We start from the raw sequence: 20,111 nt of genomic DNA, 5'->3' as shown, positions 1-20,111 counted from the left end.
TTCAGTGACGGATCAGCTCGCTCCGATCTCCGATCGCGCGCCCGCGGCGACGCCCAGGCCGGCGTCCAGACCCGTGTGGCGAAACCCTTGGTGGATAGCGTTAGTGGCGCTCGTGGTGGCATTCTTGGTCTACGCCCTACCGCCCTACCTCGACCTCGACCCGGCGAAGTCCCTGTCGCCGATCGTTGAGGGCTCCTCGATCCACTACCCGTTGCTGGTCCTGCACATCGTCGCGGGCACGCTGGGGCTGCTCACCGCCTGCCTGCAGATGTCGACGTGGGTGCGCGGCAGGTATCCGAGACTGCACCGCACGAGCGGGATCATCTACATCTTCGGTGGCGCGCTGCCGGTCGCGGTGACCACGCCCGTCCTGCTGCTGTTCTCCGGCGAGATCGCCGCGGGACCGGGCAGGGTCGGCAGGTTCGTGCTCGGCCTGCTGTTGCTGCTGAGCACGGTCGTGGCGTACCGCATGGCGAGAAGGCACCGGTACGCCGACCACCGCCGGTACATGATCTACAGCTTCGCGCTGATCATGGACGGTGTCGGCACGCGGCTCGCGCTGTTCCTGCTCGGGGTCGTGCCGGTGTTCGGCGTGCAGCTGCCGTGGACCGCGCGGATCGACCAGGCGCTGCTGTTCGAGATGGTCGGGTGGTGCGTGTGGGTGTTCAACCTGCTCGTGGCCCAGTGGTGGATCGAGCGGACCAAGCACCGGAAAGTCCTGTCCGCCAACGTGAAAGGCTGACCATGCGTCCCTTCCGGATCGACGTGCCCGACAGCCGGCTCGACGACCTCCGCGCCCGGATCGCCGCGACCCGCTGGCCCGCCGCCATCCCCGGCACGGGCTGGGAGCGCGGAGTGCCGCCGGAGTACCTGCGGGAGCTCGCCAAGCACTGGTCCACCGACTTCGACTGGCGGGCGGTGGAGCGGCGGCTGAACTCCTACGACCAGTTCGTCACCGAGATCGACGGCGCGACCGTGCACTTCCTGCACGTCCGATCGCCGGAACCGGACGCGCGGCCCCTGCTGCTCACGCACGGCTGGCCGGGCTCGGTGATCGAGTTCCTGGACGTGATCGGCCCGCTCACGGACCCGCGGGCGCACGGCGGCGACCCCGCACAGGCGTTCCACCTCGTCGTGCCCTCGTTGCCGGGCCACGGTTTCTCCGGTCCGGTGGAGCAGCCGGGCTGGGACCTCCCCAGGATCGCGGGGGCGTGGGCGGAGCTGATGGCCCGGCTGGGCTACGACGCGTACTTCGCGCAGGGCGGCGACTGGGGCTCGTTCATCTCGCTGGAACTGGCCAGGCGCGATCCGGAGCACGTCCGGGCGGTGCACGTGAACATGCTCGTCACGGTGCCGTCCGGTGATCCGGCCGAGCTGACCGGACTGTCCGAAGAGGACTTCGGGCGGCTCGGCGGGCTGCAGCGGTTCGACCGGGAGCTGTCGGGTTACCTGAAGCTGATGTCCACCCGGCCGCTGACCGTCTCCTTCGGGCTGAACGACTCCCCGGCCGGCCTGCTCGCGTGGATCGTGGAGAAGTTCAAGGACTGGACGGACCCGGCGGCCGAGCTGCCGGAGGACGCGGTGAACCGCGACATGCTGCTCGCGAACGTGACGCTGTACTGGCTGACCGGGACCGCCGCGTCGTCCGCGCAGCTGTACTTCGAGGCGGGTCCTCAGCTCGGTGCAATCTTCACGCCGGGTGTGCGGCCGGAGCCCGTGCCGGTCCCGCTGGGGGTGAGCGTGTTCGGCGGGGACGTCGTCGCGCCGGTCCGTGCGCTGGCCGAGGCCGACTACCCCGCGATCGTCTCCTGGTCGGAGGTGCCGCGGGGCGGGCACTTCGCCGCGATGGAGCAGCCGGAGGCGTTCGTCCGCGAGGTGAGGAAGTTCTTCGGTGCGGTCGAAGGCTGACATGCGGGGCCGCACCGCCCTGGTCACCGGGGCGACGGGTTTCCTCGGCGCGCACCTAGCCGAGGAGCTCGTCGCCCGTGGTGCGACCGTGCTGTGCCCGTGCCGGTCGGGGGTGCTCCACCTGCCGCCGCACGACCGCCTGCGGCCGGTCCGGCTCGACCTGCTGGACAGGACCGGTCTCGCCCGGCTCGTGGCGTCCGGGGACGTCGACCTGGTCGTGCACAGCGCGGCCGTGGACGGGACGCCCGAGGACAAGCGGCTGCGCGCGGGCACGATGATCGACGAGAACATGCGGATGGTGTCGAACGTCCTCGACAGCGCGCGCCGGGGCGGGGTCGCGGACACCGTGCTGCTGAGCTCCAGCGACGTCTACGCGGGCTCCGTGCCGTGGCCGACGAGGGAGACCGAGGACCACCACACGGACATGAGGTTCGCGCAGGACGGCTTCTACCTGTCCAAGGTGTACGCCGAGGTGCTCGCCGAGCAGTACGCGGCCGAGCACGGGATGCGCGTGCACATGCCCAGGCCCACCAGCATCTACGGCCCCGGCGACGACTTCGGTCCCCGGTCGCTGCGGCTGATCCCGAGGCTGATCTCCCGCGTGCACGCGGGGAGGAGGTCGAGATCTGGGGGAGCGGTGAGCAGACCCGCACGTTCATCTACGTGACCGACGTCGTGCGCACTGTGCTGGCGATGGTCGAACACCCGGTGCACCGCGTGGCCAACATCGGAACAGGGGAACAGGTCTCGGTGCTGGCACTGGCGCGGCTCGTGGGAGAGGCGCTGGGCAGGCCGGTGCGCCTCAAGACCGATCCGGGCAAGCCCGAGGGCCGGTCGAGCCGGAACCTGGACCTGACCCGGATGCGGGAGATCGACGGCACGGCGCCCGTGCCGTTGCGGGAGGGACTGCGCCGCACCGTGGCGTGGTACCGGCGGTCAGCCGCCGAACTCGCGGACGATCTCCGTGATGTACCGGCCGTATCGTGAGTTGCCGTACCTGCGAGCGGCGGCCAGGCAGGCGTCGGTGTCGATGAAACCCATGCGCAGAGCCACTTCCTCCAGGCACGCGATGCCGACGTCCTGGCGCTGCTCGAGGGTGCGGACGTACTGGCTCGCCTCCAGCAGCGCCTCCGGCGTTCCGGTGTCGAGCCAGGCGAAGCCGCGGCCGAGGTCGACCATCTTCGCGAGGCCGCGGTCGAGGTAGACGCGGTTCACGTCGGTGATCTCCAGCTCGCCGCGCGCCGACGGCCGCACCTGCCGCGCGATGTCGACCACGTCGTTGTCGTAGAAGTAGAGGCCGGTGACGGCGAGGTCCGACCTCGGCCGCGCCGGCTTCTCCTCGAGCGACACCAGGCGTCCGGTGTCGTCCAGCTCGCCGACGCCGTACCGGTGCGGATCGCTCACCCGGTAACCGAACAGCACGCACCCCTTCACCGCGGTGCTGTGCTTCTCGAGCACGCGCTGGAATCCGGGACCGTGGAAGACGTTGTCGCCCAGCACGAGCGCGACGGAATCGCCACCGATGTGCTCCTCCCCGATGAGAAAAGCCTCGGCCAGCCCGTTCGGACGCGGTTGTTCGGCGTAGTCGAGGTGGATGCCGAACTGGCTGCCGTCGCCCAGCAGCTGCCGGAACAGGGGCACGTCGCGGGGCAGCGAGATGATCAGCACCTCGCGGATCCCGCTCAGCATGAGCACCGACAACGGGTAGAAGATCATCGGCTTGTCGCCGACCGGGAGCAGTTGCTTCGAGATCGCGGCGGTCATCGGGCCCAGCCGGGAACCGGTGCCGCCGGCGAGAATGATTCCCTTCACGAATCCAGTTAACGGCAGCGGCGGAGGAAACCCGCGGTATTTGTTCGATAATGCGCTTCGCGGGGCGGTAGGGGGTAGTAGGGGTTGGGTGCCGGGGCGCTCGTGAATCTAATTGTGGTGATTCGCCGGAAACACACTCGGAGGTAGCGCCGTGGGAACGTCGGTGTGGGATTACCTGGCTGAGTACGAAGCCGAGCGCGACGACATCCTCGACGCGGTGGACGGCGTGTTCCGCTCCGGCCGGCTGGTCCTCGGCGACAGCGTCGCCGGGTTCGAGTCCGATTTCGCCGCCTACCACGGCGTGCGGCACTGCGTCGGCGTCGACAACGGGACGAACGCGCTCGTGCTCGCGCTCAGGGCGTTGCAGGTCGGGCCGGGCGACGAGGTCATCACCGTGTCGAACACGGCGGCACCGACCGTGGTCGCCATCGACTCGGTGGGCGCCACACCGGTGTTCGTCGACGTGCGCCCGTCGGACTACCTGATGGACGTGAGCCAGGTGGCCGCCGCGATCACCCCGCGGACGAAGTGCCTGCTGCCCGTGCACCTCTACGGCCAGTGCGTGGACATGGCGCCGCTGCAGGCGCTGGCGGAGGCGCACGGCATCCCGGTCCTGGAGGACGTCGCCCAGGCTCACGGCGCCACCCACCACGGGCGGATCGCCGGCGGCATGGGCGAGGCGGCGGCGTTCTCCTTCTACCCCACCAAGGTCCTCGGCGCGTACGGCGACGGCGGCGCGGTGATCACCTCGGACGACAAGGTCGAGGAACGGCTGCGGCGGCTGCGCTACTACGGCATGGCCGAGCGGTACTACGTCGTGGAGACCCCGGGCCACAACAGCCGGCTCGACGAGGTGCACGCCGAGATCCTGCGCCGCAAGCTCCGCCGCCTCGACACCTACCTGGCGGGCCGCCGGGCCGTCGCCCGGCGGTACGCCGAAGGCCTGGCGGACACCGAGCTCGTGCTGCCGCACGTCGCCGACGGCAACGAGCACGTCTACTACGTCTACGTGGTCCGCCACCCGGACCGGGACCGGATCATCGAGGAGCTCCGGTCCCGCGACATCTTCCTCAACATCAGCTACCCGTGGCCCGTCCACACGATGACCGGCTTCGACCACCTCGGCTACGCGACCGGCTCGTTGCCGGTGACCGAGGCACTGGCCAAGCAGATCTTCTCGCTGCCCATGTACCCCTCGCTCGACCCGTCCGTGCAGGACAAGGTGATCGACGCGCTGCACGAGGTGCTCCGATGACGAGCATCTCCACGCAGATCGCGTTGTCCGCGCACGACGTCGAGGGCGCGCACCTCGACCTGCCGGACTTCCACCGCTGGTTCGCCGGGCTCGCGGAGCAGTGCTACACGCACACCCGCCGGATCCCGCTGGACGCCCTCGACGGCTGGTACACCCTGCCGGGCAGCGGCGACATCGTGCACGCCAGCGGCAAGTTCTTCACCGTCAACGGCCTCGACGTCGACATGCCGGGCAACGCCGTCCCGCACTGGACCCAGCCGATCATCAACCAGCCCGAGGTCGGCATCCTCGGGATCCTGGTCAAGGAGTTCGGCGGCCGCCTGCACCTGCTCATGCAGGCGAAGCCGGAACCGGGCAACCCCAACGGCCTGCAGCTCTCGCCCACCGTGCAGGCCACCCGCAGCAACTACACGAGGGTGCACGGCGGCCAGGACGTGCCCTACCTCGACTACTTCCGCGACACCTCCCGGCACACCGTCGTCGCCGACGTGCGGCAGTCGGAGCAGGGCGCGTGGTTCTACCGCAAGCGCAACCGGAACATGATCGTGTCGGTGAGCGAGGACGTCGAGCTGCTGGACGGTTTCTGCTGGCTCACGCTAGGCCAGGTCCACCGGCTGCTGCTCGTCGACGACCTGGTCAACATGGACGCGCGGACCGTGCTGTCGTGCCTGCCGTTCACCGGCGCCGGTGAGCTCTCCGGCACGGGCGACGGGTTCCGCGACGTGGTCGCGCGGTCGTGCGGGCCCGCTGTGCGCGGCGTGCACAGCGAGGACGAGATCCTGCGGTGGATCACGGACGTGCGGGTGCGCACCGAGTTGCGCACCAAGTTGATTCCACTGCACGAGGTGCGCGACTGGCACCGCACCGAGTACGCGATCACCCACGAGACCGGCAGGTTCTTCGACGTGATGGCGGTCGAGGTGCGGGCGAGCGGACGCGAGGTGCGCACGTGGACCCAGCCGATGATCGAACCGCACGGCACGGGTCTGGCCGCGTTGGTGGTGCGCAGGATCGGCGGCGTGCTGCACGCGTTCGTGCGCGCGAGCGCCGAACCGGGCTTCCTGGACGTGGCCGAGCTTTCGCCGACGGTGCAGTGCACGCCGGCGAACTTCGACGTCCTGCCCGCGGCCGCCCGTCCGCCGTTCCTGGACCTCGCGCTGAACGCCCCGGCGTCGTCGATCCGCTTCGACGCGGTGCTCTCGGAGGAGGGCGGCCGGTTCTTCCACCCGCGCACGCGGTACGTGATCATCGAGGTGGACGAGGACCTGGAGCACCCCGACTTCCGCTGGGTGGTGCCGCACCAGCTCGTGGGCCTGCTGCGGCACAGCCACTACGTCAACGTCCAGGCCCGGACGCTGGTGGCGTGCCTGCACAGCCTCACCTCGTGAGCAGCTCGCGCGGGAGGTCTTCCCGTCCCGCGATCCCGAGCTTGCGGTAGACGCGGGTGAGGTGCTGCTCGACGGTGCTGACGGTCACGTACAACCTGCGGGCGATCTCGCGGTTGCTGTGCCCCGCGGACGCCAGTGCGGCGACCTTGCGCTCCGCGGCGCTGAGGATCGCCGGCGCCGCAACGGGTTCGCCGGGCAGCCCTGACTCCCGCCGGGCCCTCCTGCCGAGCAGGCGGGCTTCGCGCAGCGCACCGCGCTGGTGCCGGTCGTGGCCGAGGTCGGCGAGCGCGCGGGACAGCTCCAGGTGATCACCGGCGTGCTCCAGCCTGCGCACCGCGTCGCGCAGCAGCCTCGTCCGGTCCGCGCCGGCCGAGACCCCGGCGAGCAGCCGCAACGCGATCCCGGTCGTGCGGGGGTCCGTCGCGGCCGTGATCTCCTCCTCCAGGAGCGCTGTCGCCTTTCCCGGCTGCCCGAGCGCGATCCTCGCCTCGGCCGCACCCAGCCGGTCCGCGCACGCCGTGAAGTCGTCGAGCGCCGCGTGCGGCCGGCCCAGCGCGAGGTGGTGGTGGCCTCGAGCCCGCAGGTACGGCAGCCAGAAGACGCTGTGGGACACGGCGTCCGGCACGGGGCGCGGGCCGGACTCCCTGCCGAGCGCGGCATCGGCGAGCAGCGCGAACCGCAGCGGGAACCCGAGGGCGGCGCCCCAGCCGTCCGGGGCCAGGCGGCCCAGCGCGGACTCGGCGGCTTCGGCCGCGCCCACGACGTCACCCCGGTGCCAGCGGTCCTCCGCCCGGACGGCGTCGAGCAACGCGAGCAGGGTGACGGAGGTTTCGCCCGCGGGAGCCGTCCGCCAGTGGCGGGGTCCGGCCAGCCGCAGCGCCTGGGCGAGAGCTTCCGGCGCGGTGTCCGGCCCACGTCGTCGCAGCACGGCCTCGGGGTCGACCGGCAGCAACGGCCGTCCGGTCAGGAACTCGTGGCACAACGACAGCTCCGGGGTCGGGTGGGCGGGCGGCGCGGGGGAGAAGTCGCCCTGCCACCACCGCGCTCGCAGCACCACGGGATCGTCGGCGGTGCAGGGGAGCAGGGTGCGCACCGCTGCGGCCGGGTCGGTGTGCCACTGAGCCCGGCCGAGCTCGACGCGCACGGCTTCGTCGTCGCGGGTTCTCAGCGCGAGCCGCAGGTACTCGGCGGCGAACGCGGGCGTTGCGGTCCGTGCCGCCCGCCGCAGCAGCGGAATCCCGCCCGTGGAGGCGTCAACCGATTGTGCGGCAACGCAGTGCTCGGCGACTTCGGCGTCCGGTGCGCCCAGGTCGTGCAGCAGTTCCGCGGCACGGCGGTGCAGCGCGACGGCCTCCGCGGGGGCGAGCGCGCCGAGCAGGATCTCCTCCGCTCCGGGGAGGCGGAACCGGGTGCCGTCGTGCAGCCCGCTGTCGGTGAGCACCGCGGTGAGCGCGGTGGCGGCCTGCGGATGCCGCTCGGTCAACCTGCCGAGGAGAGCGGTGCGACGACCGAGCACCGCGAGTCCGCACGCGACCTCGAACAGCTCGGGGTCGTTGCCGCGCACCAGGTCCAGGAACGTCCTGCGCGTCACGGGACCGACCTGGCCGCCGTCCTCGCGCAACGCTGCCAGCAGCGCCGGGTTGCCGCCGCTGGGCCCGTGCGACTCCGCGGCGAGCGGACGCAGCCAGACCCGGGCCCACGTCGACAGCTCGGCGCGATGAGGGGAGTCCGTCGCCGCGTGCGTCACGACTACGCGCATGTTCGGAAAACGGCGCAGCCACACCAGGAAGTCGACGGACTCGGGATCCGCGTGCTGCACGTCGTCGACCGCGACCAGCGTGGGCCGCGACCGTGAGAGGTGCGGTGCCAGCTGGTGCGCGACGCCGTGCGCGACAGTCCGCTCGGACCTGACGGCGGTGGCGGCCACCACCTGTGCCGTCGTCCGTTCGAGCGCCGCACGCAGCAGGGCGGTGCGTCCGCACCCGAGGCCGCCGCTGACGACGACCTGGGGTGGACCGGACAGCACCGCCCGCAGCGCCGAGTCGCGTTCGAGCAGGGGGTGGGAATCCGTGCCCCACCGGGAACCGCCGTTCGACCGGCGGGGCACGGATCTGGTCAGGCGTTGATCGGGGTGTTCTGGTACGCGGCGATCAGCCATCGGCCGTCCTGCCTGGCCAGCACCCAGGTCGCCCTGATCGCGCGTTCCGGCGCGACCGCCGTGTCGCCGGGTGCGAGCACGCCGCCCTGGGTGACGATCACGCCGGCGTCCTCGCCGAGGTAGCGCGCGTCGAGCGGCTCGCCGAACACGCGGGTGCCCCGGTAAGGACCGCCGAACGCCTGCGTCATGAACCCGCGGATGCCGTCACGGCCGCGCAGGAAGATGTCGTTCGGCAGGATCAGGGTGGCGTCCTCGGTGAACAGTTCGCTGAACGCCGCGCCGTCGTTGGTGGCCCAGGTCTCGATCATCTTGGCGGGCAGCTCGTGCATCTGCTCCGCACCGAGTTCGGTGACCGACATGGTGTGTCCTTTCCGGCTGGGTCAGAGGTAGTCCGTGTTCGGTTCGAGGCCGCAGAGCACTCGCCCGTACAGCTCGTAGTTGGTGTTGGGGTGCATGAGCGCGTGCATGTTGAGGGCCTGGACGTCGCGGAGGATCCGCTGGATGGGCACGGTGTTGTAGAGCGACGAGCCGCCGCTCGCGGTGGCCAGCACCTCCACCGCCTGCTTCGACAGGTCGAACACGCGGCCGAGAGCGACCCGTGCGCGTGCACGCTCGTGCACGGACCACGGCTCGTCTGCCTGCCGTGCATCGATGTGCTCGGCGAGGCGGGTGGCCTGGAACGTCGCCTCGTCGATCTTCATGGCGGCCTCGGCGACCTGCAGGTGGGTGATGGGAGCCTCGCGCTGGCTCTCGTACTTCGTGTAGGTGATCTTGCGGTTGGGCAGGCGGTCGAAGAAGTTCTCCCTGGCCGCGTTCGCGAGGCCGATCGCGGTGCCGGTGAACGTCGCCGAGCCCGTGACCATCAGCGGCGCCCGGAACATCGGCGCCCCCGCGTTGGCCTGCGAGGCGTACTGGCCCTGCAGCACCAGGACCAGCGGCAGGACGCGTTCCGCCGGAACGAACACGTCCTCCGCGACGGTGGTGACGCTGCCGGTGCCACGCAGCCCGTAGGGGTGCCAGTCGTCCACGATCTTGAGGTCGGACATGGGCACGACGGCCATCAACGGCCAGAGGCTGCTGCCGTCGGGGGTCGGCCCCATGGCGAGGACGACCTGCCACTTGCTGTGCAGCGCGTTGCTGACGAACTGCCAGCCGCCCTTGATCACCACGCCGCCGTCGCGCGGGGTCGCCATCGCCGTCGGGCTGAGCACCGAGCACACCCGCGAGTCGGGGTCGGCGAACACCTCGTCCTGCACGGAGTCCGGGAAGAGGCCGGCGAGCCAGCAGCTGACCGCGTTCACCGAGACGTTCCAGGCCGCCGACCCGTCGCCGAGCGCGAGCTGGCTGATCGTCTCGAACGTCGTGCCGGCGTCGGTCTCGAGGCCGCCGTACCGCCTGGGCACGCGCATCCGGTAGAGACCGGCCTCGGTCATGGCGTCGACGACGTCGTCGTGGAGGCGGCGGTTCTCCTCGTGCCACAACGCGTGCGACTGCAGCAGCGGAACGAGTTTCGAGGCGTTCTGCACGAATTCCGTGCGCGACTGGGAGTTCAACCTGTCCTCCGAAAAGTGTGTGTGGATGTCCCGCTCGCCGATCCTGTCAGCGCGCAGTGCCCGAGCGCTTCTCTCGAATTGCAGAATCGCCACCGCGATCTGCGCAATCTGGAAGAAGGAACTTCGCGGACCGCGCAGTAACGTCCGGCTCGCTCGGCGACTTCGAAGATGGAGCTGACCATGACGACTCACGCCGGGGCGCGGTCCGCGCCCGGCTCACTCAACGACCGCTGGCACCGTCTCGCGCTCAACCTCTTCGCATTCGTGGTGATCGCGCACTGGGCCGAGCACATCGTGCAGGCGATCCAGGTGTTCGTGCTGGGCTGGCCGCGTCCGCAGGCGGGCGGTGTGCTCGGCCTGTGGATTCCGTGGCTGGTGACGTCCGAATGGATGCACTACGGCTACGCGGTCATCATGCTGATCGGCTTCTTCGTGCTGGCTCCGGGATTCACCGGCCGTGCGAAGAAATGGTGGAAGACCGCTCTGTGGATCCAGTTCTGGCACCACTTCGAGCATTTGCTGCTGCTGGTGCAGGCGCTGACGGGACGAAACCTGCTCGGCGGCCCGGTACCGGTCAGCATTTTGCAGCTGGTGCTGCCGCGGGTGGAGCTGCACCTCTTCTACAACCTGATCGTGTTCGTGCCGATGGTGGTCGCCATGTACTTCCACATGCGGCCCTCCCCGCAGGACAGGGCGGAGATGCGCTGCACCTGTGCGGTCGGCGCGGCGGCCTGACGTGCACGACCACGGCTCGACGGTGCCGGTGCTGTTCGGGCCCGTGCTGCTCTACCTGATCGGCTACCTCTCGGTTCCGGCGGTGGCGGGGTTCGCGCTCATGCGGATCGTGACGCCACCTCCGCGCCGGATCGACGCGCTGCTGGTGACGGGCGCGTCGACCACGACGTTCCTGGTGGCGATGCTGCTCCTCCCGTCGTTCGCGCTGCCACCGCAGGCGATCGTGGTCCTGCTCGCCGCGGGCATCGTCCCGTTCGTCCTCTGGTGGCGCGGCCCGCACCTGATCGCACGGGTCGTGGTCGTGGCGCCGTGGCTGGTGGCCGCCGCGTTCGTGACGGCGGTGATCCGTGCTCCGGCCGACCAGCCCGGCGCCTTCCTGGCGGCGCTGACCGCGGTGTCGTGGATGACGTTCTGCGTGCCGAGATCACGCGCCGGCCGTGTCGTCCTGCGAGTGGCCGCGGGGGCACTCGCACTGTCGGTGGTGGCGTTCACGGGATCGGTGGCGGCAGGTGGCTCGTTGTAGCCGGCAACCGGCAGTTTGATCCACCACACGGGTGGCGAACATTGTGCATCGATGTTCGTCCGTGATCGCACTGCTAGTTTTCGGGCGAAATTCCCGGTCTGTCCGCACCTCGCACCAAGGGGGAGCCTTGCCCATTCCCACCGAGCCGATCGGCAGCATTCCCCGTTCCCCCGAACTCGTCGAGGGACTGTCCGCGTTCGCTTCCGGCCGGCTGGGGAAGGCCGAACTCGACGCTTTGACGCAGCGGGCGATCGCCGACACCGTCCGCCGTTTCGAGGCCACCGGTTCACCCGTGGTCACCGACGGCGAACAGGCGAAGTCGAGCTTCGCGACCTACCCGCTCGACGGCGCCACGTCCTTGGCCGGTGACGGGGCGGTCATCCCGTTCGCGGACGGGCACACCCGCCGGCTTCCGCGCCTGACCGGAGGTCCTTTCCGCTACGCGTCATTCGCGGAGAAGTACCTCCGCGCGGTTTCGCACCACACCGACCTGCCGGTCAAACAAGCGGTGATCGCGCCTTCCGCCCTGAGCCTGCTCTACCCCTCCGACGGGCTCGCCGACTATCCGCGCGAGGAATTCCTCGCCGACCTCGTCGACCAGAGCGAGGCCGACATCCGCCGCTGCCTCGACGCCGGCGCCGCCTCGGTCCAGCTGGACTTCACCGAGGGCAGGCTGTCGCTCAAACTCGACCCGAGCCGCGGCCTGCTGCGCAGCTTCGTGGAACTGAACAACCAGGTGCTCGACCGCTTCTCCGACGAGGAACGCGCACGCATCGGCGTCCACACCTGCCCCGGTGGCGACCAGGACTCGACCCACAGCCTCGACGTCGACTACGCGGAACTCCTGCCCGACCTCTTTGCGCTGAACGCGGGCCGGTTCTACCTCCAACTGGCCAGCGAGCCCGACCGCGAACGGGTGCTGCGGATCATCGGCGACCACGCCCCGGCCGGCGCTGTCGTGTTCCTCGGCGTGATCGACCCCATCGACCCGCGCGTCGAGACGCCGGAGGTCGTGCGCGACCGCGTTCTGGAGGCGGCCCGCTTCCTTCCCGCCGACCGCCTGGGGACCTGCGACGACTGCGGCTTCTCGCCGTTCGCCGACGACACCTCGACCTCCCGGGACACCGCTTTCGCCAAGATCGCCGCACGAGTGGAGGGCACCGCCCTTGCGGCGGAAGCACTCGGCGTCTGACGCGACGCCCGCCGGGCACGCGGTGATCGTGCAAGACGTCCAGAACCGGTGAGCTCTCCGGCCCACCGCGAGCCGAAGCCGTGGCCGGGAGCCGGCCGAGTCGTGCGAACAGGAGTGACGACCAGGGTGCGATTCTCCGACAGATCCCGGCGGGTGGTCATCGTCGGAGCGGGACTCGGTGGCACCGCCACCGCGGTCCGGCTCCTGCGTTTCGCCAGAGAACCACTGCAGGTCGTGCTGGTCGAGCGCAACCCGGAGCACCGCAACGCCGGCGTGGCCTACCACCCGGCGGGCAACCCCTGGCACCACGTCTTCAACATCCAGGCCGGGCGCATGTCGATGTTCCGCGAGGACGTCGACGACTTCGTGACGTGGGCCAACACCAGCGCGGACCGGACCGGCTGGGCGCCGGAGTGGCGTGACGTCACGTTCACCGAGTCCGGGCCCGCGCCGCGCCGGATCTACGCCGACTACCTCGCCGACCGCCTCGCCGAAGCCGCGCGCGAGGCGTCGGCGGGCGTGACGCTGACCGAGGTCGACGGCGAGGTGGTCGACGTGACCGTCGACGCCGGTGACGTGCACGTCGTCGTGGAGGACTTCGCCCTGCCACGCGAACCCGCGCCGCCCGGTGACACCGGGTCGTCGCGGGTGCGCCTGCGAGCCGACCACCTCGTCATCGCGACAGGCCTGGAGCAGCGGACGCACCCGTTCGCGGCCGAGGTGCTGGACCACCCGTCGTTCGTCCGGCACCCCTACTCCGCCGCGGGGGTCGAACGCGTGCAGGCCGTGCGGCCGGACGCCGTCGTCGCGATCATCGGCACCCTGCTCACCGGCTACGACTCCGCGGCGCTGCTCCTGCGTCGCGGGCACACCGGGAAGATCCACATGATCTCGCGGTCCGGTCTGACGATCCGCACCTACCCGCCGGACCACCGCCACCAGGTGCTCGACCTGCCCCCGCCGCGGTTGCGCGGCGACTACGAAGGACCCGGTGACCTGGTCCGGCGCGTGAAGGACGAATGGGAACGGGCCTGCGCCGTCGTGGCCGAGAAGCACCCCGACGTGGCACCGGCGGTGGTGACCGAACGGGTCGCCAAGTCCTGGGAGCCCCACCTGCCCGAACTCCTGCGCTGCGTGCCGACAGCCGATCTGCGCGCGCTCCTCGACGGCTACGGCAGCGTGCTCGCCACCCTGCGGGTGAGCGCCGTGGCGTACACGACCGAGGTCGTCGACGCGGCGATGACCGATGACGGGCAGATCACCGTCACGACCGGGAAGGTGACCCGGATCGCCGACACCGGCAACGGCACGCTGGCGCTCACCGTGTCCACACAGGACTCGGACCGGACGGTCGAGGCGGACCTGGTCATCTCGAACTTCGGCCGGGAGCCGGACTACGAGCGAGCCGGTTCTCCTCTGTGGACGAACCTGCTCGCGCGCGGCCTGGCCGTGCGGCACGGGCGCACCGGCCGCGGGGTGGAGGTGGACGAGACCGGTGTCCTGCTCGGCCCGGCCGGTGTCCCGTCCGGCCCGATCTCGGTGGTCGGCGGTCCCCGCGAGGGCGACGAAATCGTGCGGTACGGCCGCATGGGCGCGTTCGCGTTCAACCTCGCCGCGATCAAGAACCACTCCGTCGGTGTCGCCGCGGACGTGTTGCGCCGGCTCGAGTCCTGCTACGACGACCGGGCCGGTGACGGGGCAGCGGACCTGGCCGCACCGGCGTTCGCACGCGCGGTCTCGCTCGAAGCGCGCAGGATGGCCGCTCGACGGCGGCGTGACCGCGAGGAACTGGCACTGCGCCTCGACGAGAGCCTGGCGGCCGCACGAGAGTCGTTGGCCGGTGACGGCGGGCTCGCGACGACCACGCTCCGGTTCGCGGTGAACGCGGTGGCCGCGACGAAGCTCAACGACCTGTCGGTGACACCGAGGGACCTCCGCTCCCTGCTGGGACTCGACGAGCCGGCCACGCCCACCGGCTGACGCGCGGGCACCGGGCATTCCGGAAGATGCGCGGCCGGTTCGGCGGCTGCGATCCTCGACACGATCCGGAGTGCGCCGCCCACGCCCTGCCGACCGCGGCGCTCCGGCCCGGGAGTGGTGGAAGGACGCCTGTGAACCTTCGCGAAACACGTGCGGACGTACTGGTCGGCGGACCCCTCAAGACCGTCCGCGGCACCTGCAACCGAACGGGGGAACCCGTCGCCGGCGCTGTCCTGCTGACCGGTGAACTCGGCCCGCACCTCTACGACGCCATCCTGTCGTCCGCTGCCGTGATCTGCGCACGAGGCGGCCGGACCGGCCACATGCAGTCGCTGTGCCGCTCCCGCGGCATCCCCGTCCTGCGCGTCGACCCGCACGACCTGGACGCGCTCGCCGGCGACATCACCATCCGGCTCGACCGCGGCGTGGTCCTCCACGGCAACGCCGAACACGTGCAGCCACAGGTGAAACCCTCCATCTCGGGCCTCGGCGACGTCGAGTCGATCTGCGTGGTCATCGCCGACGCCTCGGACATCCGCTCCACCAACGACCTCACCCCGCACGTGGACAGCTACTTCATCCGCGAGGAGTTCCTGTGCCTCAGCGCGGGCCTGAGCCCGGTCGACGCCCTCCGCGCCGGGCCGCGCGAGGCCGAGCGCTACGGCGTCGCCGTCGCGGCGGAACTGCACTCGATGGTGGAGGAACTCCTTCCGGGGCAACGACTCGTCATGCGGCTGCTCGACCTCCGCTCCGACGACGCCGCACGGATGACCGCCGGGGCCGAGGTGGACGCCGAGCCCAACCCCGAGATGGGCCTGCACGGAGCCCGGTGGTTGCTCGCCGAACGCCACTACCCGACCGCGTTCCGCTCGCTGCGCGCCCACGTGGCCGACCACTTCGGCGCGGCCGCGGACCGGCTGAGCTTCGCGGTGCCGTTCATCAACGACAGCACCGAGTTCCTGCGCCTGCGCGACCACCTCGCCCTGACCGGCGACACCCCGCTCGGCGTCTTCGTGGAGACACCGGCCGCGGTGCACTCCGCGGCCGAGTTCTGCGCGGCGGGTGCCAGCGAGCTGTTCGTCGGCACCAAGGACCTGATCCAGTTCTACCTCGCGGCCGACCGCGGCAACCACCGGGTCGCCGCCACCTACCAGACCCGGCACCCGGCCGTGCTGGCCGCGCTGCGCGACACCGTCGAGTCGGGCCGCGCCTCGGGCGTACCGGTGCACGTGTTCGCGCTCGGCGCCGACGTGGACCACTACCTGCGGCACCTTCCGGCCAAGCGGCTCATGATGTGCAACGCCGAGCTCCGGCACCTGGCCGGACCCGTGGAACTGCTCGCCTGACAGGGAAGCCGGTCGACGTTCGTGCCCGCCGGGCTCGTTCGCGTCGACCGGCTCGGGTTTCCCGCATCAGCGCGAGGGCCGTCCGGCCCGGCGCAGCCGGGTGAGCAGGCCGTCGGAGATCCCGCGAAGCCGGCCGACCTGGTGCTGCGGTGGTGTCGCCGGCTGGAAGGTCCGGTAGCGCTGTTTGGTCACGCACACGATGACGGCGTGCATGAACCTTTCGCGGTCAGGCACCCGCACCGCCCAGCGCTCATCGGTGCGCGTGTTCCACAGCACGCCCGTCCGGTGCCCGCTCATGACGAGGTAGAGCGCCAGCTGCAGGAACATGGCGTGATCGAGCTCGGAGACGAACTTGAGCTCGAAGACCCGGCCGTCGTGCACGGCGTCCGCGACACCCGTGAACGTGATCGGCGTCGCCGCGGACGAGGCGACAGCCAGTCCCGACAGGGTCATCGACACCTGTGCCTCGCAGTCGCGGGGAAGCTGTGTCGCCAGCCGCCTCGTCACCGCGTCACGAACCTCATCGCCCACTTTCCGCGTGACCTGTTCCGCGTAGCGCATCTGGTCCGTGTCGACAGCGGTCAGCACCAGCGAGTTGTGCCAGGGGTCCTCGTTCAGCAGGGCGCGCAGTCGCTTCGCGATCGGTTTGGGGTTCAGCAGCACCTCGGCCGCCGGGTTGTACCTGTCGAAGAACACCGCCTCCTGGTAGTGCCCCACCACGGGGGAGAGGTCGATCAGCCCGTCGACGCGGTCGATGTCGATCTCCTCGCCCGTGCCGTCGTCGAGGCGTTGCCGGTCCAGCAGGTCGACACAGGCCTGGAGGTTCTCCGCATAGGTGAAGTCGAAGCAGTCCGATGCCAGCAACGGCTTCTCGTACTTCGGAAGTGCGTCGTCCAGCAGCCCGGTGAACCGCTGCACGGGGATGAAGCCGATGCTCCTGGCTTGCCGATGCGACTGTTCCGATCGCACGAAGACGACTTCGTTCTTCCCGCGGGAGGCCGCGACCAGGAAGACGTTGCGCAGGACGGTCTTGTCGACGCCGGGGAACCGGCAGCGCATGTCCCAGGTGGTCTCGTCGTAGTCGAACACCACGCTCGCCGACCGTTCGAGGCCCTTGCTGGAGTCGAACGTCGTGAACACCGCGGTGTCGTCGTTGTAGGTCACCGAGGTGTCGCCATCCCGGATGGAGGCGTAGACGGTCTTCTTGTTGAAGACGTCACCGTGTTTGCGTTCGAGGTGGTTCAACGCCTCGGCCATCTGCCCGTTGCGCCTGCCCAGGCACAGCAGGTCGCCGGGACTTTTCGCCGCCATGAACTCGAGCGCTTCGTCGTAGGAGACGTACTGGATCGTCTGCGCTCGGTTGACGCCGACGACAGGCTTGTTCCACGCCTCGCTGAGCAGTGCTCCGAGTTCCGGGCCGACGCGGAAGGACTGGGTGAACGGCATCAGCTCGGCCTGCCGGGTGATCTCCCTGGTGAACCGCTGGACGTCCAGCGTCGTGTTCGACTGCACCTTCTGGGCGAGGTCGCCGACCAGCACGGTCTGCATCGACGGGTTCAGCGACTTGATGTTGCGCAAGAGCTGCGCGTACTCCTCGTTGATGTCCTGGTACTCGTCGACCACGAGCAGGTCGAACCTGGGGAAACCCGCCGAGAGCTCGGTGAACGCCGCGTTGAACCGCCGGATCGACTCGCCGATACCGCACCTGATGCCCGCCTCGACCAGCGAGGGGTACACGATGCCGTGGTAGTTCTGCACCTTCGCGTGCCTCACCCGGCGTTGTGCGTCCGCCTTCAACAGCTTGCTGTAGGTCAGGTACAGGACTTTCCGGCTCCGGCCCACCTCGGTGCACAACGCCTGGATCGCCGTGGTCTTGCCCGATCCCACCGTCGCGTCGACGATGACGTCCCGCCCGGCCCGCACCGCGTCGATCATCCGCCGCTGTTCGGTGCTCAGCCGCACCGGCATCGCAGCGGTCCTGCGGCCGTCCTGCCGATGCCGGCGCGACGTACGGCTCGGGCTTCCCGCTGCCACGTCGAAAGCCGGATCGGCCGCCAGGTGCTCGCGCAACACCGCTGCGGCATCCGCCCGCGAAGCAGGCCGCAGTCGCGGGGGCAAGAGCGCCTGACAGCGCGCCTGCAGGGCGCCGGTCGTGCGCTGCAACGCTCGCGCCAGCTCGTTCAGCGGCGTCCCGCGCCGGATCCCGTCCACCAGAACCGCGGTGTCCTGCGCCGACCAGGCCGCGCCCGCACGGCTGGGTCTGGACACGGCACCGTCGTCATGGCTGTCAGCAGTCACATGGTCACGTTATCGAGACCCGGCGGCCACAGCGCCGGGTTTCGATCAAGGCACACGCACCGGTGCGCCGCGACCCGTGCGGGGTCATGCGCGGGTGTGAACGGCTTGGCACCGTCCGGCGCGTCGCCGAGCTCGCCGTTCGTGCACGTCACGAGCACGATCCGGGTGCCGAGCGACGCGTAGTGGGCCAGGATGCCGCCGGTGGACGTCGACTCGTCGTCGGGATGGGCGTGCACCGCGAGAAGCGTTCGGGTCATGGCGTCCAGTGAAGTGGATGTCAGCACGTCAGCAGCATCAGCGTGAACATCGTCGTCGAAGCGGTGGCGAGGGGGAGTGCGACGGCCGTGAGGCCGGTGAGCGTGCTGGAGAGGACTCTGCCCACGCGGCTCGGTGTGCGGGGCCGCCGCCGCAGGTGTTCGAGCCGGGCGTCGATCGCGTCCCTGCCCATCGCGAGCGCCGAGTTCGGGGCGCCGTGGCACGAGACGCGCAGCAGGGCGGTGCGGACGGTGTCCGCGCCGTGGGTGCGGGCCGCGGTCAGGTCCGCCGACATCTCGACCAGCTCGCGGATCGTGCTGCCCGCCCGCTTGAACAGCGGCAGGACGGGCAACGCGGTGGCGACGGCGTCCGCGGCGGCCACCAGCAGGTGGTGGCGCCCGGTGAGGTGGGCTCGTTCGTGGTCCAGGACGGCGTCGACCTCGCCGGGGGTCAGGTGGAGGTGAAGTCCCTCCGTGGCGACCACGATGCCGGGCTTGGCCGCGAGGCTGAACGCCAGGGGGCGTTCGTGGTCGAGCCACACGGTCGCAGGCGCGCCGGCTTCTCGTCGTCCGGCGAGCCGGAGCACCGCGAGCTGCTCCTCGCGGGCTCGGGCGCGTCGGCGGGCGCCGCGCGCGCCGACGACGATGAAGCGGACGAGCAGCCCGGTCAGCAGGGCGCCGCCGGTGATGCCGCTGAGCACCTCGACGGTGGGGGTGGCGCCGTGGACCACCGACTCCCAGCAGTGGTGCAGGGTGGAGAGGCCGTGCTCGGGCAGCAGGAGCAAGACCACCGCGACGGCCGAGGTGGCGACCACCGCGACGATCGACGTGAGCCACCCGACGAGAGCGACCACCGGGTCGCCCAGGCTCCGCAGCAGGGGTGGCGCCAGCCAGCCGGCCGCGGCGGACGCGAGCAGCAGGGCCAGGGCGACGGTCATTTCCCGGCGACCTTGCGGCGGAACGCCTTGCGCAGCACGGCCGACTCCTCGGCCGTCGCCGACTGCGCGAAGTGCAGCAGGGCGGCTTCCGGGTCGCCGGAGGCGACGAGGATGTCGCGCACGGCGTTCGAGGCCGCTTCGACCCGGCTGATCGTCGGCTCGTACCGGTAGGCCTTGCCCTCGAGTTCGCGGGCGACCCAGTCCTTGCGGTGCAGGTTGTCCAGCACGGTCATCACGGTCGTGTAGGCGAGTTGCTTGCCGGTGTCGAGACGTTCGAGCACCTGGCGCACCTTCAGCGGTTCTCCGGCGTGCCAGAGCACGTCCATGACGGCGGCTTCCAGCTCACCCAGTCCACGCATCGCTTCACCCTTTCCCGCAGGACGAGAAGTATGCCCGGCGGTCGGATCAAGCCATCAACTCGAACACCTGTGTTCGTCTGGTCCGGGCCCTCCTCCCACGCCACCGGCGGGATGATCAGCACGAGTCGGCGGAAGCGGCCCGGTGCCGCGATGGCGGCGCGCAACGCCACGTGGCAGCCCAGTGACGAGCCCATGAAGTCGATCGGCTCGTCGAGGTCCAGCTCGTCCAGCAGGACGAGCAGGTCCAGCGTGAAGTTCTCGACGCGGTAGTCGTCGGCGATCGGGCGGCCCGTCGAGCGCCCGTGTCCTGGTCGTAGGTCAGCAGCCGGTGAGCGGCCGCGAGGGCGTCGCAGTCGAGGAGGTGGAGCCACTGCCCCCTCAGCGTGGAAGTGGCCCAGCTCGCACGGTGGCG

At 70.5% G+C, this 20,111-nt stretch carries 17 protein-coding genes and 2 pseudogenes; 10 read left to right on the top strand and 9 right to left on the bottom strand.

All coding sequences use genetic code 11. The features are described 5' to 3' along the window. Window positions 1–112: 112 nt before the first annotated feature. The 3 genes and pseudogenes from V1227_RS09125 to V1227_RS40600 all read left to right on the top strand — a co-directional run bounded on the left by V1227_RS09125 (window position 113) and on the right by V1227_RS40600 (window position 2,895). On the top strand, window positions 113–742 hold the full coding sequence (locus tag V1227_RS09125) for a DUF2306 domain-containing protein (protein ID WP_329792071.1): 630 nt from the start codon (window positions 113–115) through the stop codon (window positions 740–742). Between the two features lie 2 nt (window positions 743–744). Beyond that, window positions 745–1,908, top strand: a complete 1,164-nt coding sequence (locus V1227_RS09120; RefSeq protein ID WP_329792070.1) for an epoxide hydrolase family protein — start codon at window positions 745–747, stop codon at window positions 1,906–1,908. A 1-nt stretch (window position 1,909) separates the two neighbouring features. Continuing rightward, window positions 1,910–2,895, top strand: a pseudogene (locus V1227_RS40600) (NAD-dependent epimerase/dehydratase family protein). Here the strand turns inward: V1227_RS40600 and rfbA are convergent. Next, window positions 2,845–3,720 carry a glucose-1-phosphate thymidylyltransferase RfbA gene (gene rfbA, locus V1227_RS09105; RefSeq protein ID WP_090096827.1) on the bottom strand — a complete coding sequence of 292 codons (876 nt, stop codon included), beginning with the start codon at window positions 3,718–3,720 and terminating at the stop codon, window positions 2,845–2,847. The pseudogene V1227_RS40600 and the gene rfbA sit on opposite strands and share 51 nt — an antisense overlap. Window positions 3,721–3,871: 151 nt before the next feature. Here rfbA and V1227_RS09100 point away from each other — a divergent pair, with 151 nt between their 5' ends. Both V1227_RS09100 and V1227_RS09095 read left to right on the top strand, forming a co-directional pair. Then, the gene (locus V1227_RS09100; RefSeq protein ID WP_329792067.1) at window positions 3,872–4,975 is read left to right on the top strand and encodes a DegT/DnrJ/EryC1/StrS family aminotransferase; all 1,104 of its coding nucleotides are present in this window, start codon (window positions 3,872–3,874) and stop codon (window positions 4,973–4,975) included. After that, window positions 4,972–6,363 carry an NDP-hexose 2,3-dehydratase family protein gene (locus V1227_RS09095; protein WP_329792066.1) on the top strand — a complete coding sequence of 464 codons (1,392 nt, stop codon included), beginning with the start codon at window positions 4,972–4,974 and terminating at the stop codon, window positions 6,361–6,363. Before V1227_RS09100 ends, V1227_RS09095 begins: the two co-directional genes overlap by 4 nt. Here V1227_RS09095 and V1227_RS09090 read toward each other — a convergent pair. The 3 genes from V1227_RS09090 to V1227_RS09080 are packed head-to-tail and all read right to left on the bottom strand — an operon-like array spanning window position 6,353 to window position 10,074. Next, window positions 6,353–8,521 (bottom strand): helix-turn-helix transcriptional regulator, encoded by a 2,169-nt coding sequence (locus tag V1227_RS09090; RefSeq protein ID WP_329792065.1) that lies wholly within the window; start codon window positions 8,519–8,521, stop codon window positions 6,353–6,355. The genes V1227_RS09095 and V1227_RS09090 overlap by 11 nt on opposite strands. Further along, entirely contained in the window at window positions 8,479–8,880 is a 402-nt protein-coding gene (locus V1227_RS09085; RefSeq protein WP_329792064.1) for an SgcJ/EcaC family oxidoreductase, read from the bottom strand. Before V1227_RS09085 ends, V1227_RS09090 begins: the two co-directional genes overlap by 43 nt. A 21-nt stretch (window positions 8,881–8,901) precedes the next feature. Beyond that, a complete protein-coding gene (locus V1227_RS09080; RefSeq protein ID WP_329792063.1) occupies window positions 8,902–10,074 on the bottom strand; it encodes an acyl-CoA dehydrogenase family protein in 1,173 nt (390 codons plus the stop codon). Between the two features lie 168 nt (window positions 10,075–10,242). On the opposite strand from V1227_RS09080, the gene V1227_RS09075 reads away from it, so the two are divergent. From V1227_RS09075 to V1227_RS09055, 5 genes are all read left to right on the top strand, one after another. After that, window positions 10,243–10,809 (top strand): hypothetical protein, encoded by a 567-nt coding sequence (locus V1227_RS09075; RefSeq protein WP_329792062.1) that lies wholly within the window; start codon window positions 10,243–10,245, stop codon window positions 10,807–10,809. Next, window positions 10,787–11,332 carry a DUF6239 family natural product biosynthesis protein gene (locus V1227_RS09070; protein WP_329792061.1) on the top strand — a complete coding sequence of 182 codons (546 nt, stop codon included), beginning with the start codon at window positions 10,787–10,789 and terminating at the stop codon, window positions 11,330–11,332. Before V1227_RS09075 ends, V1227_RS09070 begins: the two co-directional genes overlap by 23 nt. A 127-nt stretch (window positions 11,333–11,459) precedes the next feature. Further along, complete coding sequence (locus V1227_RS09065; RefSeq protein ID WP_329792060.1) at window positions 11,460–12,524, top strand: cobalamin-independent methionine synthase II family protein; 1,065 nt, start codon at window positions 11,460–11,462, stop codon at window positions 12,522–12,524. 153 nt (window positions 12,525–12,677) lie between these two features. After that, window positions 12,678–14,504: an FAD/NAD(P)-binding protein gene (locus V1227_RS09060; protein ID WP_329792059.1), complete on the top strand. Its 1,827-nt coding sequence runs from the start codon at window positions 12,678–12,680 to the stop codon at window positions 14,502–14,504. A 131-nt stretch (window positions 14,505–14,635) separates the two neighbouring features. Continuing rightward, a complete protein-coding gene (locus V1227_RS09055) occupies window positions 14,636–15,850 on the top strand; it encodes a putative PEP-binding protein (RefSeq protein WP_329792058.1) in 1,215 nt (404 codons plus the stop codon). A 66-nt stretch (window positions 15,851–15,916) separates the two neighbouring features. Here V1227_RS09055 and V1227_RS09050 read toward each other — a convergent pair whose 3' ends face one another. From V1227_RS09050 to V1227_RS40595, 5 genes and pseudogenes are all read right to left on the bottom strand, one after another. After that, window positions 15,917–18,118 (bottom strand): DEAD/DEAH box helicase family protein, encoded by a 2,202-nt coding sequence (locus tag V1227_RS09050; RefSeq protein ID WP_329792057.1) that lies wholly within the window; start codon window positions 18,116–18,118, stop codon window positions 15,917–15,919. A 152-nt stretch (window positions 18,119–18,270) separates the two neighbouring features. Next, window positions 18,271–18,405, bottom strand: a pseudogene (locus V1227_RS09045) (PIG-L family deacetylase); the annotation flags it as partial. Window positions 18,406–18,425: 20 nt separating this feature from the next. Continuing rightward, complete coding sequence (locus V1227_RS09040; RefSeq protein ID WP_329792056.1) at window positions 18,426–19,340, bottom strand: M56 family metallopeptidase; 915 nt, start codon at window positions 19,338–19,340, stop codon at window positions 18,426–18,428. Next, window positions 19,337–19,699: a BlaI/MecI/CopY family transcriptional regulator gene (locus V1227_RS09035; RefSeq protein ID WP_329792055.1), complete on the bottom strand. Its 363-nt coding sequence runs from the start codon at window positions 19,697–19,699 to the stop codon at window positions 19,337–19,339. The genes V1227_RS09040 and V1227_RS09035 overlap by 4 nt, the downstream gene beginning before the upstream one ends. Beyond that, window positions 19,633–20,070 carry an alpha/beta fold hydrolase gene (locus tag V1227_RS40595; RefSeq protein WP_442916471.1) on the bottom strand — a complete coding sequence of 146 codons (438 nt, stop codon included), beginning with the start codon at window positions 20,068–20,070 and terminating at the stop codon, window positions 19,633–19,635. Before V1227_RS40595 ends, V1227_RS09035 begins: the two co-directional genes overlap by 67 nt. Between the last annotated feature and the right edge of the window lie 41 nt (window positions 20,071–20,111).

The sequence above is a fragment of the Lentzea sp. DG1S-22 genome (assembly GCF_036321065.1).
GTDB lineage: Bacteria > Actinomycetota > Actinomycetes > Mycobacteriales > Pseudonocardiaceae > Lentzea > Lentzea jiangxiensis.
This window is presented reverse-complemented; position numbering and strand designations above follow the sequence as displayed.